The 15,134-nt window shown below is 37.9% G+C and carries 10 protein-coding genes; all 10 read right to left on the reverse strand.

Going from position 1 to position 15,134, the window contains the following annotated elements; all coding sequences use genetic code 11:
- Positions 1–284: 284 nt before the first annotated feature.
- Positions 285–419 (reverse strand): aspartyl-phosphate phosphatase Spo0E family protein, encoded by a 135-nt coding sequence (locus tag QNH29_RS21770; RefSeq protein WP_349654865.1) that lies wholly within the window; start codon positions 417–419, stop codon positions 285–287.
- A gap of 182 nt (positions 420–601) precedes the next feature.
- On the reverse strand, positions 602–6,007 hold the full coding sequence (locus QNH29_RS21775; RefSeq protein ID WP_283861399.1) for a GH32 C-terminal domain-containing protein: 5,406 nt from the start codon (positions 6,005–6,007) through the stop codon (positions 602–604).
- Between the two features lie 60 nt (positions 6,008–6,067).
- Entirely contained in the window at positions 6,068–6,685 is a 618-nt protein-coding gene (locus QNH29_RS21780) for a YesL family protein (protein WP_283861400.1), read from the reverse strand.
- A gap of 31 nt (positions 6,686–6,716) precedes the next feature.
- Positions 6,717–8,204, reverse strand: a complete 1,488-nt coding sequence (locus QNH29_RS21785) for a glycoside hydrolase family 32 protein (RefSeq protein WP_283861401.1) — start codon at positions 8,202–8,204, stop codon at positions 6,717–6,719.
- Between the two features lie 21 nt (positions 8,205–8,225).
- Positions 8,226–9,212 (reverse strand): PfkB family carbohydrate kinase, encoded by a 987-nt coding sequence (locus tag QNH29_RS21790; RefSeq protein ID WP_283861402.1) that lies wholly within the window; start codon positions 9,210–9,212, stop codon positions 8,226–8,228.
- 68 nt (positions 9,213–9,280) lie between these two features.
- A complete protein-coding gene (locus QNH29_RS21795; protein WP_283861403.1) occupies positions 9,281–10,918 on the reverse strand; it encodes an ABC transporter substrate-binding protein in 1,638 nt (545 codons plus the stop codon).
- A 33-nt stretch (positions 10,919–10,951) separates the two neighbouring features.
- A complete protein-coding gene (locus QNH29_RS21800) occupies positions 10,952–11,866 on the reverse strand; it encodes a carbohydrate ABC transporter permease (RefSeq protein ID WP_179596606.1) in 915 nt (304 codons plus the stop codon).
- Positions 11,867–11,881: 15 nt separating this feature from the next.
- On the reverse strand, positions 11,882–12,832 hold the full coding sequence (locus tag QNH29_RS21805) for an ABC transporter permease (RefSeq protein ID WP_283865711.1): 951 nt from the start codon (positions 12,830–12,832) through the stop codon (positions 11,882–11,884).
- Between the two features lie 190 nt (positions 12,833–13,022).
- Positions 13,023–13,997, reverse strand: a complete 975-nt coding sequence (locus QNH29_RS21810) for a LacI family DNA-binding transcriptional regulator (protein WP_283861404.1) — start codon at positions 13,995–13,997, stop codon at positions 13,023–13,025.
- 132 nt (positions 13,998–14,129) lie between these two features.
- Positions 14,130–14,942, reverse strand: a complete 813-nt coding sequence (locus tag QNH29_RS21815) for a Cof-type HAD-IIB family hydrolase (protein WP_283861405.1) — start codon at positions 14,940–14,942, stop codon at positions 14,130–14,132.
- Positions 14,943–15,134: the final 192 nt, after the last annotated feature.

A 15,134-nucleotide genomic window follows, 5' to 3' on the forward strand; every position in this document is an offset into this window, starting at 1 on the left:
ATTTATTATAAATATGCTTATTTTGTTTCAAAAACGAAATACTGAGGTTGTCTCTACTCTAGCTAAACTCACCCGTTACTTGATTAAGAAAAGCTATCCTTCGTTTTTGAAGCATCGCCCCAGTTACTTTAAGTGAAAGTTTTCACAATCACTTTTCTTATACTGGGTAAAATCACTATTAAGGCATGCGCGATATATTGTTTAGCTTAAATTTATTTAAATTTGATTATAAAATATTGGGTTTCTCTACGTTTAAATTACGCAGACGTTTTTCTTAGTAATATTCATGTTAAATTTAATAAATTATCAAGCTCTTGACTAAGATTAATGGTTTCTTCAGCAGTAAATCCTTTAGTCATTCCGACTGAAATCATTTTTTTTCTAAGCTTTTCAATGCGTTTAATTAAATCTTTATTCACAAATATACGCCCCTTATCAAAATTAATAAATGATTTTACCAAGTGAAAGCAAATGCAATAAAAAGGTTTTTATTAGAATTTGTCGGCTGCTTGAAATAAAAAGCCTCCAAATATTATTAGTTATTATTTGAAGGCTTTAAAAAATAATAGGTTAATACTGCTTACGTTTTAAAGATTTCTACTTAAGGCTTTTCTTCAATTTGAACTGGAACATTTACATCATCTAAATTAATGTGGCCCCAGCCACCAATATGCTTATCGACTACTTGAATATAGAGGTTTTTACCTTTATATTCTGATGCATCCCAAAAGACACGCCGATAGGCTTCACCATTATGACCAGTGGCTTTCATTAGAATTTCATTTGTTTCTGCATCGACAAGAGCAACATAGAGAAGCTGCTCATCTGCCCCTCCGGAGGTTAAGAAATCAATTTGACCATCCCCCCCAAGCGTAAAGTTTTCAGATTTTAATATACCTGTAGCTGAATCTCCACCCTGATCAGGGTTAAAGCCCCATAGATGGTACCTATTTGGGTCTATCGAAGTTGTTGCCTGCCCGAATGGACCACCCCAGCCCCAATCGATTTTATTTGTAACATGATTATCTGTGAATGTATTTCCTTCCACAATGGTCCAGCCTGACAAATCACCTGTTTGAAAATCATGATTTGTTAATTCACCATGTGGAATTTCTTCCTGTTCGGATTCATCCCCATAATACGCTGGGACAACGTCGTCACTATAAGCTGAGCTCATCTCATTTACTTTCATCGATACAATTTTAGCTGTTCCATTTTGACTCCACAGTTCAATTCCTAAAGCATCCGCTCTCGTTGGATATGCTCTTGTGGTGATGCTTTTTTCGCCATTAGCATAGGCTTCAATCATGGATCTGTCTAGGAAGATATGAAGCTTTAAATTTTCCCCATCTAAAGAAAGGGTTCCGGCACTGCTTGTTTTAGCGATGTCAGGATCTAAACTCATTTTAGAAGCATCTACACCAAATTGTTCGGATGATTCATCAAAATATAAGTTTACTTCTTCTGATGAATCGGACGATTGACGTACTTTAATACCATACTTTTCATCCGAATTCGCTTTAATCTCAAGTGTAATTTCTAGCATATCACCTTTGATTTTCGCTAAACGCTTATTCGCTTTTGATATCGTTGAGTTTTTAATATTAATAATTTTTTCACCACGAAGCGTCTCTAATTCCTTAATCGGTTCAACTCCGAGCTCACCATTATCCAGCAAAGACAATTCTAAAGGTAAACCAGCGTTATGTGCCCATCCGGCATCATAATGCTGCGCATCCGTTCTTCTGTCTTGAGCAATGCTAAAAAGAATAGAACGTCCTTGTTCATCAATCATCCCACTAGGTCCTGTAAAGTGTTCACCATAATCAAATAACTTAGGCTCCTCATGATCCGGGATAAATTTATTGTTTACTTTGTCCCATGAACCAACCCAATGGAATACATATTTTACGTTATGTTCACTATAGCTTTTGAACCAAGGATTGATAAAGAAGGCATACTTCTGTTCGCCATTACCATCTTTGCCAATCGGAAGGAACACCGGCAATTCCCATACATCACCTGTTTTCGGATTCGCCTTGGAATCTCCAGTAAAGAAAGGACCGACATACTCCCAATTTTCCAAGTTCTTTGATTTGTAAAGTAACGCTGTCCCACCAACATTCTCAATACCAGAACCCACTATTTGATACCAAGTATCTCCGTCCTGCCAAACAAACGGATCACGGAATTGACCATACATGACTTTCCCTTCCTCAGCTGGTAAATCAGGCTGTTGGACTGTGACAGGTTTATCTAGCATTTCCCACTTTTTCAGCATTGGATCTGTTACATCAACAGGCTTAGCTAAGCCTGTCATTTGATTCGGAGTCTTGCTATCATCTCCTGCGGTAAAAAATAATGCCGGATCACCATTTTTATCAAAAGTTGCCGAACCTGACCATACACCATCTGGTGAAACACCTGAAGGTGCTAAAGCAACAGGTGCATCTTCCCAATGAACCATGTCATCACTTACGGCGTGACCCCAATGGATCTGGTGCCAATATGGCCCCTGTGGATTATGCTGATAAAAAATATGATATTTTCCATTGAAATAAAATGGAGCATGTGGCTCATTCATCCAATGACCTGGTGAAATAAAATGATATTGTGGTCGATAACGATCTCCATCATACACACTTCGATCGAACGATAAATCTGGACTAGGCAATTGACTATTTTCAAAGCTGTCAATTACTTGAGAATAATTCGTTTTAATTTCTTCATCAGATAATGCTTTATTATAGATTTTTAATTCATCGATCATGCCGTTAAACATATTAGCCGTGAACGCACTTATTACAGCAGCTGTATTGTGTTTTCCGATTAAAAGATCGTTATCAGAAGCGGTAATCGTTGCATTTCGCGGAGTATCCACTTCTCCAGCTAGTTCACCATTTAAAAACAATTTCATCTTTTTCGTGTCTTGATCAAAAGTGGCAGCAATATAAGACCATTGATCTTTTTCAAGGATTTTATCTTCTTTTGCCCACACTTCTTTCCATTCTCCGTTGAGACCTGCTTGAAAGGACCATTTACCATGTCGGCCCATTCCTAAAATAAAGCCTTCCCCGCGTGCTTTGTTATGCTGATTAACAATCGCAGAAAGCTGACCTAAATCTCCCCATTCATAGGAACGCGGTGCCACCCAAGCTTCAATTGTAATGGCCTCACTAGGCTGGGCCGATTTTTTTACAGACTGCTTCATATAGGTAGAATACCCATCAAATAAAAGCGCATTATTGACAACCCCTTTCCTCCAAAGAGGATCGGTAGATGGCTTAAACTTTGCATCATTAAAGACATATTCGACCTTTAAATTTTCATTTTTAACTGTATCAAGAGCGGTATTCCCTTCATTTTCGTCAAATTTCAAATGACTTAGAATTCCACGGCTTTTTACTTGAAAATCATCGAGGTTTAAATGGCCAAATCCTCCAGGATGTTGGTCAACTACTTTAATAAAGACCTGTTCCCCTAAATAGTCTGCAGCATTCCAAGTAACACGATTGTAAGCCTCAGATTCCGGTCCTGTCGCCTTAAATAACTCCTTACCATCCGAGGCACGGACGAGCGCAACATATAAGTCGTATTTTGTTCCGCCATCCATTTCATCACCTCCTCCTAAAAGGAACGAGATTTCTCCATTACCCGATAGAGTAAAGGTGTTGGATGTTAAACTTCCCGTTCTTCTATCTGTTTCTTCAGGGACGGCACCATGAAAGCCCCATAAATGATAATTTCCTTTATGTCCAAACGGAATTTGAGTGTCCCAATAGGTTGATTGATCAGTGACAGTTCCATCAAATGCATTTCCTTCCGCTGACCATCCTGTTAGATCTCCAGTTTCAAATCCTGGGTTTATTAGGTCGTTGGGAACTCTCTCATCTACATTGTAGACATGAAAATCATCGACATTAATATGGCCAAATCCTCCGGAGTGATAGTCGACAACTTTGATATAAAGAGCTTCACCAATAAACTCTGAGGCATCCCAAGTTATTCTGCGATATTTTTCGGTATTTGCCCCCGTTGCCTTCATTAGTTCCTCGCCGGTGGCTGCATGAACAAGGGAAACATACAATGTATTTAGATCTTGTCCTCCTCCGACTAAGAAGTCAATGACTCCGTTCCCCCCAAGGACAAAAGGAGATGACTTCATCATTCCTGTTCGTAAATCAGACTTGTCGTCGCTAGTCGCCCCTCGGAACCCCCACGCATGATAGGTACCTTGGTGCTCAAACGGACCACCCCAAAATTCACTTATATTAGAGACTGGTTCTCTAAACGCGGAGCCTGTAACGGTCCATCCGGATAAATCACCCGTTTCGAAATCAGGATTTTCGATTGTATTCGGAAGGTTATCCACATCTACCTCATCTACATACCTAGTAAAATTTGCTTCTTTCAACGGATAATAGGATAGCGAATTTATCGTTACTTCTCCGTCTTTTGCATATAACTCTATATTTTTACTGAATTCGCTTGGGAAGATTTGATTGGTAAATACGGTTGTACCCTCTTCAGCAAATACCTCGACAGATGAGCGGTCAACGAGAAGTTTCATATTCAAGATCCCATCTTTTACGGACAAGTTCGTCTGCTGGATAGAAGGGAATCCTGGATGAAAATCTGTCTTACCTGACTGTCTTCGGTCTACAGCCAATTTGCCTTCTGCGATATTATAGGAAATCGTCGTAGCTTCATTGTCGCTTTTACGGACATGAAATCCTAATTCTTTTGCTGTTGTTTCATTAAGATTAAATTCCGCCTCAATCTCAAACATTTCAGCTTGAATATCATTTAATAGATTTTCAGAAGTGTATTTTTTATTCTCAATCTTTACTTCATTCGCTGTATCTCGTAAACTCGTTAATTCTTCGATTGGCTGTTGTTTTAAAAGAATCCCTTCCTCTTTCTGAACTAACGATAACGCGCGGGGAATGGTGGCAGAACCACGCCAGGTTGAAGTTGGAATTTGTCCAGCATATTGAGCAGGATTATTCATCCACCCAAGCCATATTCGGCGGCCATCTTCTGGTTGGTTAACGGTATTGCTCCATGTTACAGCCGCGTAAAAATCAGCCCCGAAGTCTGCCCACTTTAATTCGTCTGTGCTTTCATCAGGAGTAAATGTAGTTCCATTGAAATCTCCAACATAGTAGTGCATGCCGGTTCCACCAGTTGGTGTAGGATTGATACTTACCGTTAAAACCCATTTTGAGCCGGTTTGGTTTCCGTTAGCGTCATATACGGGCAGCTCGAATAAATCGGGACATTCCCAAAGACCTTGTTCCGCTGCTTTTGGATCGGAAAATTCACTTACCTTTTTCCAATCTAATAGATTACTAGATGAATAAAAATCAATCCGTTTCCCGCTTGTTATGACAAAGATCCATTGCTTGCTTTGCTCATGCCAAAACACCTTGGGATCACGGAAAACACCTGAACCCCCGCTGCTAGCCTTAAGATCATTAGGCATGGTTAGAACTGGATTTTGAGAAAGTGTTGTCCAAGTTCTGCCATTGTCCACACTATAGGTAGCGCTTACATGTTGGTTATCACCGCCAAGTTCACTAGTATAAAGTGCAACCATTGGTGGATTTTCTTTTGTGCCCAAACCAGAGGTATTTTGATAATCCACTACAGCGCTGCCTGACCAAGCAAAACCATTTTCATCCGGATAAAGGGCAATGGGGTAATGCTCCCAGTTTACTAAATCTTTACTAATGGCATGCCCCCAATACATCGGTCCCCAAACTTTATCAGTGGGATTATGCTGATAAAACAAATGATATTCTCCGTTATAATAGACCATTCCATTTGGGTCATTCATCCAGTTCTTAATGGGTGAGAAATGATAGCCTGGGCGATAGTTTTCGTTATTTTTCACTGGAAGTGCAGCAGCTTTAACACTAGTGAAATACGGTATAAAAGATTGAATCGTCAATATAACAATAATGAACACATGGAGAAGTTTGTTCCCCTTTATGATTTGATACATGCCATCACCTTTTTTTGGAAAATTTTCAATACGTTTTGCTCTTTTCTGATGTGCTGAGTATCACAAATCGCGGTTAAATTTTTTCATGTTAAGGATCTGATTAAACCATATTTGGCAGAGGTAATAAACCGCGTAGGCTGTGAAACTACCGATGAATAAAATCGTAACGGGATAAAGATAGATTAGAGTGAAACACACTCCCACAATGACCAATAAAAGAATGGTTAAGACTGGATTCATAAGGGAGAAGAAAAAGGCATTCCGAATAATGAGTTTCCAGTTTAGTTCAAAATGGACCATAATCGGAAAAAGATAAATGGAAATCGAAAAGAACAACAAAATACCCAAAACTAAGATGATATAAAGAATAAGTTGAATTATTGAGGATTCTGGCTGAATGAGACGATAATCAAATAACAAGAAAATGCCGATCAAAGTCCAAAGGACCGAAAGAATTGAACTTTGTTTGAAATTTTCCTTCAACAGTGCAAAGAAATGTTTAAACATACCGTCCGTCTCGTTTTGTAAAATCCGTTTTCGAACAACACCAAACAAGGCTGCAGTAGCTGGGAAAAAGGTAATTAAGGGAAGCGAAGTAATGAACCATAAGAAATTTAATAGAAATAAGTCTACAACCGTATTCAATGTCTGAAATAATCTGCTATTAAAAATTTTCATTCTTGTATCCCCCAATTACCTTTTCTCTAATTTATCGCCAAATTGATTTTAAAATATATAACTCTAACGAATGCAGCTTAACTTCCCCATTTTTCACAAAGAGTTCCATTTGTTTATCTTCTTCGTTTGGAAAGATGAGGTCGGTGATTACGGACTCTCCGTCGTTTCCAAATAACTCTATCGAAGAACGATCAACAAAGATATGAAATTTTATCATTTTTTGTGATAGTAGAATGCTGGCATGCTTTCCTGCAAAGGAATCGTGGAAAGATGCCTCACCTGATTTTGTTCGATCTACAAAGAAACTATTGTTTTTAACATCATACCCAATAATCGTCTCTTCCCTGCTATTCTTACAAACTTTAAATCCAAATTCTGTTGCAGAGCTCATTCCAAACTCTGCAATGATTTCGAATGTATCACTATTTATATTGGATAAAAGATTTACTCCGGGTACGACTATTTCGTTTTGGAATGAAATAGTTTCAACACGAAGACCTTCTAATTCTCGAATCGGGTTTTGTACAAGACGAACACCTTCTTCGGTTGTCTTTAGTGAAATCACTCTTGGAATCGTCATTGCACTTCGCCATTCTTTTGTGGGGGTGACATTTGCATAGCGCCAGTTACTCATCCAGCCAAGATAAATCCTTCTCCCGTCTTCGGCTGGAACATCAGACCAACTAACCCCCGCATAATTATCACGCCCGTGGTCTATCCATAATACGGTTTCAGGTGATTGTTCATTGACAAAGGATTGACCATCAAATTGACCAATAAAATATTGTGTTCTAGAGCCTTCCTGTAAGCTAGGATCATCACCTATACTGACTAATAACACCCACTTTTGCTGATTATCATCACCATCAACCGGTAGTTGAAATAGGTCGGGACACTCCCATACACCATCATGTGATCCATGTCCTTCACCAAACTCACTGGCAAACTCCCATGAAGTTAAATTTTTTGAAGTATACATTCTAATGGTTTGGCCAGCTGCTAATACCATTACCCAACGATTGGTGTCACGGTGCCAGAACACTTTTGGATCACGAAAGTCTATTATACTTTCCTCTTGAAGAACAGGGTTTCCCACATATTTCGTCCATGTACGTCCATTATCTTTGCTATAGGCAATACTCTGACGTTGTCTTGGACGATTAGAATCTGGATATGTATCCGCATGTGTGAAGATGGCTACTAATCCTGATTTCCCGTCAAAGAAGCCGCTAGTGTCATTCCAATCGACGACAGCACTTCCAGAAAATATCATTCCATGCTCATCCGGTGCCAAACCGATTGGAAGGTGTTCCCAATGAACAAGATCTTTACTTACCGCATGTCCCCAATGCATGGGTCCCCATGTAGTTCCATTTGGATGATATTGATAAAACAGATGATATTCTCCCTTATAGAACACCATCCCATTTGGATCATTCATCCAATTACTCTCAGGTGAGAAATGATATTGCGGGCGATATTTTTCAAGATAATTCTGTTTTTCTATGATATTATTCATATAATTTCGTTCTTCCTTTCATTAATAGTTCTTCCAAAAGGAATAACTATTATTCTCTTTCAAAAAATCAGCCAGTTGTACCCTTGATGGGATACTCGGGATTCCACCTTTCCCTTCTGTTGTAAGTGCTCCCATTGCATTTGCAAACGTAATTATTTCTTCGAAGTCTGCATGATTTAATAAATCTAACGTTTTATTCATTTTAAGTAGTTTATATAATGCACCTCCAACGAAGGCATCTCCTGCTCCCGTTGTATCCACTACATTTGCTTTAAATCCCTCTTTGTTGCCAAAAACAGGCTTGTTTCTATAAAAGCAGCCATTCTGTCCTAAGGTAACAAAGATAACGGATGTACCATACTGTTCCTGTAAAATTTCTGTCCCTTTTATCACATCACGACAACCAGTCAAAAATTCGAGCTCTTCCTCAGACAGTTTCACGATGTCTGCATACTCAAATCCTTTTTTTATTTGCTGCTTAGCCTCTTCAAGAGATCTCCATAACGGTATACGCAAATTAGGGTCATACGAAATCAATACTTTATGTTTTTTTGCAAATTCTAATGCCGTAATAGTTGCTGTCGCTGAGGGCTCATTTGTTAATGATAATGATCCAAAATGAAAAATCCGAGATTGTTTTATCGTCTCCTCATTGATTTCATTTTTATCCAGCAAAATATCCGCTCCAGGATTTCGGTAAAAACTAAAAGATCGGTCACCTTTCTCGTCTAAATGAACAAAGGCTAAGGTTGTATTTACCGTTTCAGAGAATAAGAGATTACTAGTATCAATGTTTTGGTCTCGCAGAACAGCCTTCAAAATGTGACCAAATTGGTCATTGCCCACTTTCCCAATAAACGCCGTTTTCATATTTAATCGGGATAGTGCAACCAATACATTGGCTGGTGCTCCTCCAGGATTTGTTTCAAATAAGATATTTCCCTGATTAGAATGGCCTGTAGGTGTGAAATCAATTAATAATTCTCCTAAAGCCGTAACATCATACATATCAATCATCCTTTTTCTGCTTATTGAAAAGAAAAGCCAGACGGGTAGGAAGTCTGGCTTTATAAGATTTATTGTTTGTTATAACGATCCAAGCCTTTTTGGTAAACATCCATTAATTTTTCAAGTCCCATATCGTTTAATTGCTTAACATACGCATCCCATTCTTTCTCAATTCCACCCTCTATCAACCATTGAGCTTCTTTTTGCTTCACAAAAGTTTTGATTTCTGGCTCAATCGTATTAATAATTTCAAGTTCTTCTGGGCTAAAGAAGATAGATGGATAGTTTTCTTGGACCATATGTGGCTTGTAATACTCATCAAGAATGGCTAACCTCTCTTTTGCTCTTGGCTCCATGTCTACCACACTGCCAAAATGCTCTTTCAAGACTACAAACGGACCGCCTGGGGCAACCTTTTGACGTAATTCACCCATTGCAACACCGGCAGGAAGCTCTTTATTTACTAACATACCATTTGCATCTTCCTCATATATTTCACCGATTGGACCCCAGTTAACTTGGGCAGACATTTTTGGTTCATACAATTCATCCACCCAACGCATTGTTAACTCAGGGTTTTTGTTCGCTGACGTAACAACAAATGCATCTCTGCCATACTCAGAATAATTGGAACGGCCAATGACAATCTTGCCATCTTTACCCTTTAAAGGTGGTAAAACAACGTAATCTTTCACTCGATCTGTTCCCACTACTTCAGTATTTTCCCACCAGATGAAAGAGCCTAACGTTGGATCTTCTGTCTTTCCTTTTGCAAAAATTTGTTCCGTTTTTTGCGTTGCTACTTCAGGGTCAATTAAACCTTCTTTCACCCAGCCATTATAATAATTGATCGCTTCTTTAAATTCTGGCTGTACTGCTGCATAGATTACTTTTCCATCTCTCACGACACGATGATCTGCTTCAAAAGATGAATCTGGCAAGCCAAATAATCCAAGTAGGTCCCCCTCGTTACCGCACCAGCCGTTATACCAGAAAGTTAAACCAATTTCGTCTTGCTTTCCGTTACCGTTCGGATCCTTTTCTTTAAATGCTTTTAACACATCATGGTATTCTTCCAATGTTGTTGGCATGGCAAGACCAAGTTTATCTAACCAAACTTTATTAATAAACATAATGTTAGGCATTCCAACTAAATCCATTTCTTCCGCACGTGGTAAGGAATAAATATGTCCATCTGGTGCGGTTACAACTTTTTTCAAATCCGGTCTTTGCTCAAATAGTTTCTTTAAATTAGGTGCATATTTGTCGATTAAATCTTCTAGCGGTATAATAGTACCATTCTGACCATACTGTATGAGGTCATGATCACTAAATCCTGACGCATAGAACGCATCTGGCAGGTCGCCACTTGCCAGCATTAAATTTTTCTTTTCTTGATATCCATCGCCAGGGATATTATTCCATTTAATCTTAACGTTCGTTGCTTTTTGAAGTCGGTCAAATATGACCATTTCTGAATAATCAGGTGCTAAGGCTGCCTTTGGTGAAACAATGTTTAACGTAACTTGTTTATCAACAATCGGTAAACCTGTTTTATTAAAGGCTACCTTTTCTGCTTTATCTGATCCTGCGGACTCATTGTTCGTACATCCAGTCAAAGCGAGCGATGCCGTTAATCCTAAAACCAAAGCCATTGATACTTTCTTCTTGTTCTTCACCATTCTTTTTTTCATCGATTTAAGCATTTTGTTTCCCCCTCAATTTTATAAGTTTTTTTATTAACCTTTAATTCCGCCAATCATAACACCTTTAACAAAATACTTTTGGACAAAAGGATATACGATTAAGAGCGGAACAGAAGCAACAATAATTACACCATATTTAATCAATTCAGAAACTCTTTGTTTCGCTGCTAACGAATCTAGATCACTAATCATCATGGTTGATGCCTGATTTTGAATTAAGATATTTCGTAATATTAACTGCAGCGGATATAAGTTTTCATTATTCAAGTAGATTAGTGCATCAAAATAGGAATTCCAGTGGCCAACAGCATAGAATAACACCATTACGGCAACAATCGGTTTGGATAGTGGCAGGACAATCTTTGCGAAAAATTTCGCATCGGAGCATCCGTCCATTTTTGCCGCTTCTAATAGTTCATTTGGAATGCTTGTCTCAAAATAGGTTTTGGCTACAATCACATTCCAAACGGCTACTGCCTTTGGTAAGATCAACGCCCACATGGTATTCAGCAAGCCTAAATTTTTTACTACTAAATAAGTAGGAATTAATCCTCCTGAGAAAAACATCGTCATCAGAAATAAGAACATGAACACGTTTCTTCCATATAAATCTTTTCGAGATAAGGCGTAAGCAGCCATTAAAGTGAATGCTACATTTACGAATGTACCAACAACCGTATAGATAATTGAGTTCTTATAACCGAGCCAAATCTTACTGTCTCTGAATATCCGTTCGTATCCTTCGAAAGTGATTTCCTTCGGCAGCAACCATACCTTCCCTTCATAAATCATATTAGGATCACTAAATGAGGCAATGACGATAAAATACAAAGGATACACTACCAATATCAAGATCATCGCTGTTAAGAAAACATTGATGATATCAAAGACCCTGTCTTCCTTCGATCTTCTGGTAATCTTCTTATTCTTCAAAGCTAGTAAACTCATAATCGTTGCACCCCCTTACCATAATCCTGTCCCTGATAATTTTTTCGCGAACTTATTTACCGCTATTAATAAAATTAAGTTTATCACTGCATTAAATAATCCTACTGCAGCAGCGAAGCTATATTGTGCTTGTTGTAACCCCATTTTGTATACATACGTTGGAATGATTTCTGCAGATGGCTGGTTCATAGGTGTTTGTAAAAGGTAGGCCTTCTCAAAGCCGATATTCATAATGCCGCCAACGGACAGGATTAATAAAATAACGGCAGTTGGCATAATGGCTGGTATATCAACATGAAAGATACGCTGCCATTTATTTGCTCCATCCATTACTGCTGCTTCATGTAGTTCGGGGCTGACCCCTGCAAGTGCAGCCAGGTAAATAATCGCGGCCCATCCTGTTTCCTGCCAGACTCCGGATGCTATGTATAATGGTTTAAACCATTCTGGTTTTGCCATAAACGATATCGGATCTCCGCCAAATAACAGAATAATATTATTAATCAAACCGTTATTCGAAAAGAAAACAAAGATCATTCCTGCTAACACTACTACCGAGATAAAATGCGGCGCATATACTACCGTTTGAACAAAACGTTTGTATTTCTCGCTTCTAATTTGATTTAACATAAGCGCAAGGAATATCGGTAGCGGAAAACCAACGATTAATTGGACCACACTAAGTCCGAGTGTATTTTTAATCAGTGTCCAAAATTGAAAGGATTCAAAAAACCTTTCAAAATGTTTAAATCCTACCCACGGACTTCCCATAATCCCTTTTGTGGCTACAAAATCTTTAAATGCAATTAGAATGCCATACATTGGGAGGTAATGAAAAACAATAAAATAAATTAATGCGGGTAATAGAAATAAGTAAAGCTGGTAATTACTAAAGATCTTTTTAAACTTTAATCCTCTTTTTACTTTGGCAGGTGAATCGATAACAGAATTTGCCTTCCTTGCCATTTCCATATCCTTGCCTCACTTTCACGTTTATTTTGTTGTTTCTGCGCCTCTTATCATTTTTGAAACGTTTCCAAATTGATATAAAAAAATTTGGTCTGTAATGTTATTCTCACATTTTATAAAAAGTACTCGCTCAATCTACAATCCTGGCAAATTGAAACGTTTCCATTAAAGACCAAAAAATAAAAACCTACGTCGTTTCTCCTCTTCTATACATGACAGGTATTCGATAAATCTCTTGCTCTAACAATTCACCCTCAATCTTTCTTAAGAGTAGTTTTACAGACATCCTTGCCATTTCTTCGACTGGCTGTCGAATCGTAGATAAAATAGGACGAAACAGCTTATTATCTTGAATACCATCATATCCGATTACCTTAACATCCTCTGGAGTTCGTAATCCATATAGCTTAGCTTTATCAATATATTTAGCAGCAAGTATATCAGTATTAGCAAATATTCCATTTACGTTCTGGTGGTGAGGCAGATTAAAGAAATTTTCAAAGAATGAATCGTCTTCATATACTTCATCATGTTCCTCATAGGTACTAAATTCGATCCCTTGTATCTTTGCCTCATCAATAAAACCTGACTTCCTTAGTACAACTTCACTATAAGCTGAACTGGTTACTCCTAAGTAAGCCACTTTTGTAGCTCCTGCCTTCACCAGCTCCTGTAAAGCAATTCGACCGCCTGTATAGTTATCAGAAGTTACGCAAGTGATTTTTTTTCCAAAATGCCGGTCCAAGCTAATAATGGGAATATCAGTACGGACACTATCTTCTATATCATTATAGGTAATCCCTATAATACCGGCTACTTTATTCTGATTGAGCATATCTAAATAATAAAGCTCCTTGTCAGGCCTGCCGCCACTATTGCAAAGCATCAATTTATAGCCTTCCCGATCCAGCTCATCTTCAATATAAAAGGCAAGTTCCGAGAAAAATGGATGCCATATACTCGGAAGCAATAATGCAACCATTGTTGATTTTTGCATTTTAAAGTTTCTTGCTACTTCGTTTGGAATATAATTTAATTCTTTTATTGCTGCATTTACTTTCTCACGTGTTACGGACTTTACGGCTGGATGGTTGTTAATGACTCGTGAAACAGTGCCAACACCCACACCTGCTAGTTCCGCAACATCTTTTATACTTGGCACTACTATACCTCCATTAATAAAACAATTTTATTTTCTTACTTTGGAAACGTTTCACCATTTCCTTAAACCTATAATATCACCACATTGGAAACGTTTCAACGTTTTTTTCAGAAAAGTTAAATAAAATTCATTTTAGGATAGTAGGTATTTTTTTAAAGCCTCTGCAACACCGTCCTGATCATTAGAAAGTGTGATATCATCCGCAATTTCTTTAACTTGTATTGGTGCATTTCCCATAGCAATGCCAAGTCCAGCGAATTCAATCATATTTGTATCATTAAAGTTGTCGCCTATAGCAATAATCTCGCTTCTTTGGATACCAAATTCTTTGCACAAAAATTCAATGCCAGAAGTCTTAGTTGCGTGTTTGGACATAATTTCCAAATAAGTAGACTTTGAGGGATAAACATTTAAATGAGTAGAAAGATGTTGTTTCAGTTTTGCATCTAATTTTTGTATTCTGTCAAAATCAGCCATGCATAAAATTTTATTTGCTCCCGTATTATTTTGCTCCCAGATTAAAAATAAATTACTAAAATCAGCAATACTCGGAGTAATTTTTGTTATTTCACTCTCTTGTTTGGCCCATTCATCCAATTCTTCTATAAACCACTCATCATCCTTATATAAACTGATATGAATGCCCAATCTTTTAACTATGGTATACACCATCTTTACCTTTGAAACAGGTATTGTAATGCTCAACCGCTGGTCACCATGATTCCAAATAAGAGCACCACTGTAACAAATAATCGGCTGTACAATATTTAGCTTTTTCTGCAAAAACAGAATTCCTTTAGGCATTCTTGCCGAAACTAAGATGACCGGAATTTGTTTTTCATTTACGACTTTACGAATGACTTGTTTTGTGTGCTCCGTAATCTCATGCCTCGAACTCAATAAAGTTCCATCAATATCTAAACATACCATTTTGTAAGTTTTCAAAAGGAAACCTCCTTGATACTAACAGAAAATGTTTAATCGGAATTTAATACCCATGTTTACTAATACTCTATCATTAATCAATATTCTTCAACTCTTTTTCTCATCTCATAAAAACGCCTCTTACATGTGAATCTCTCTCATTTAGTAGAAGTTTTAAGCCAGAAGGATGTCTTCTGGCTATGTGTGTTTGAA

Origin of the sequence: Neobacillus sp. DY30 (assembly GCF_030123065.1) — a bacterium.
Taxonomy (GTDB): Bacteria; Bacillota; Bacilli; order Bacillales; family Cytobacillaceae; genus Neobacillus.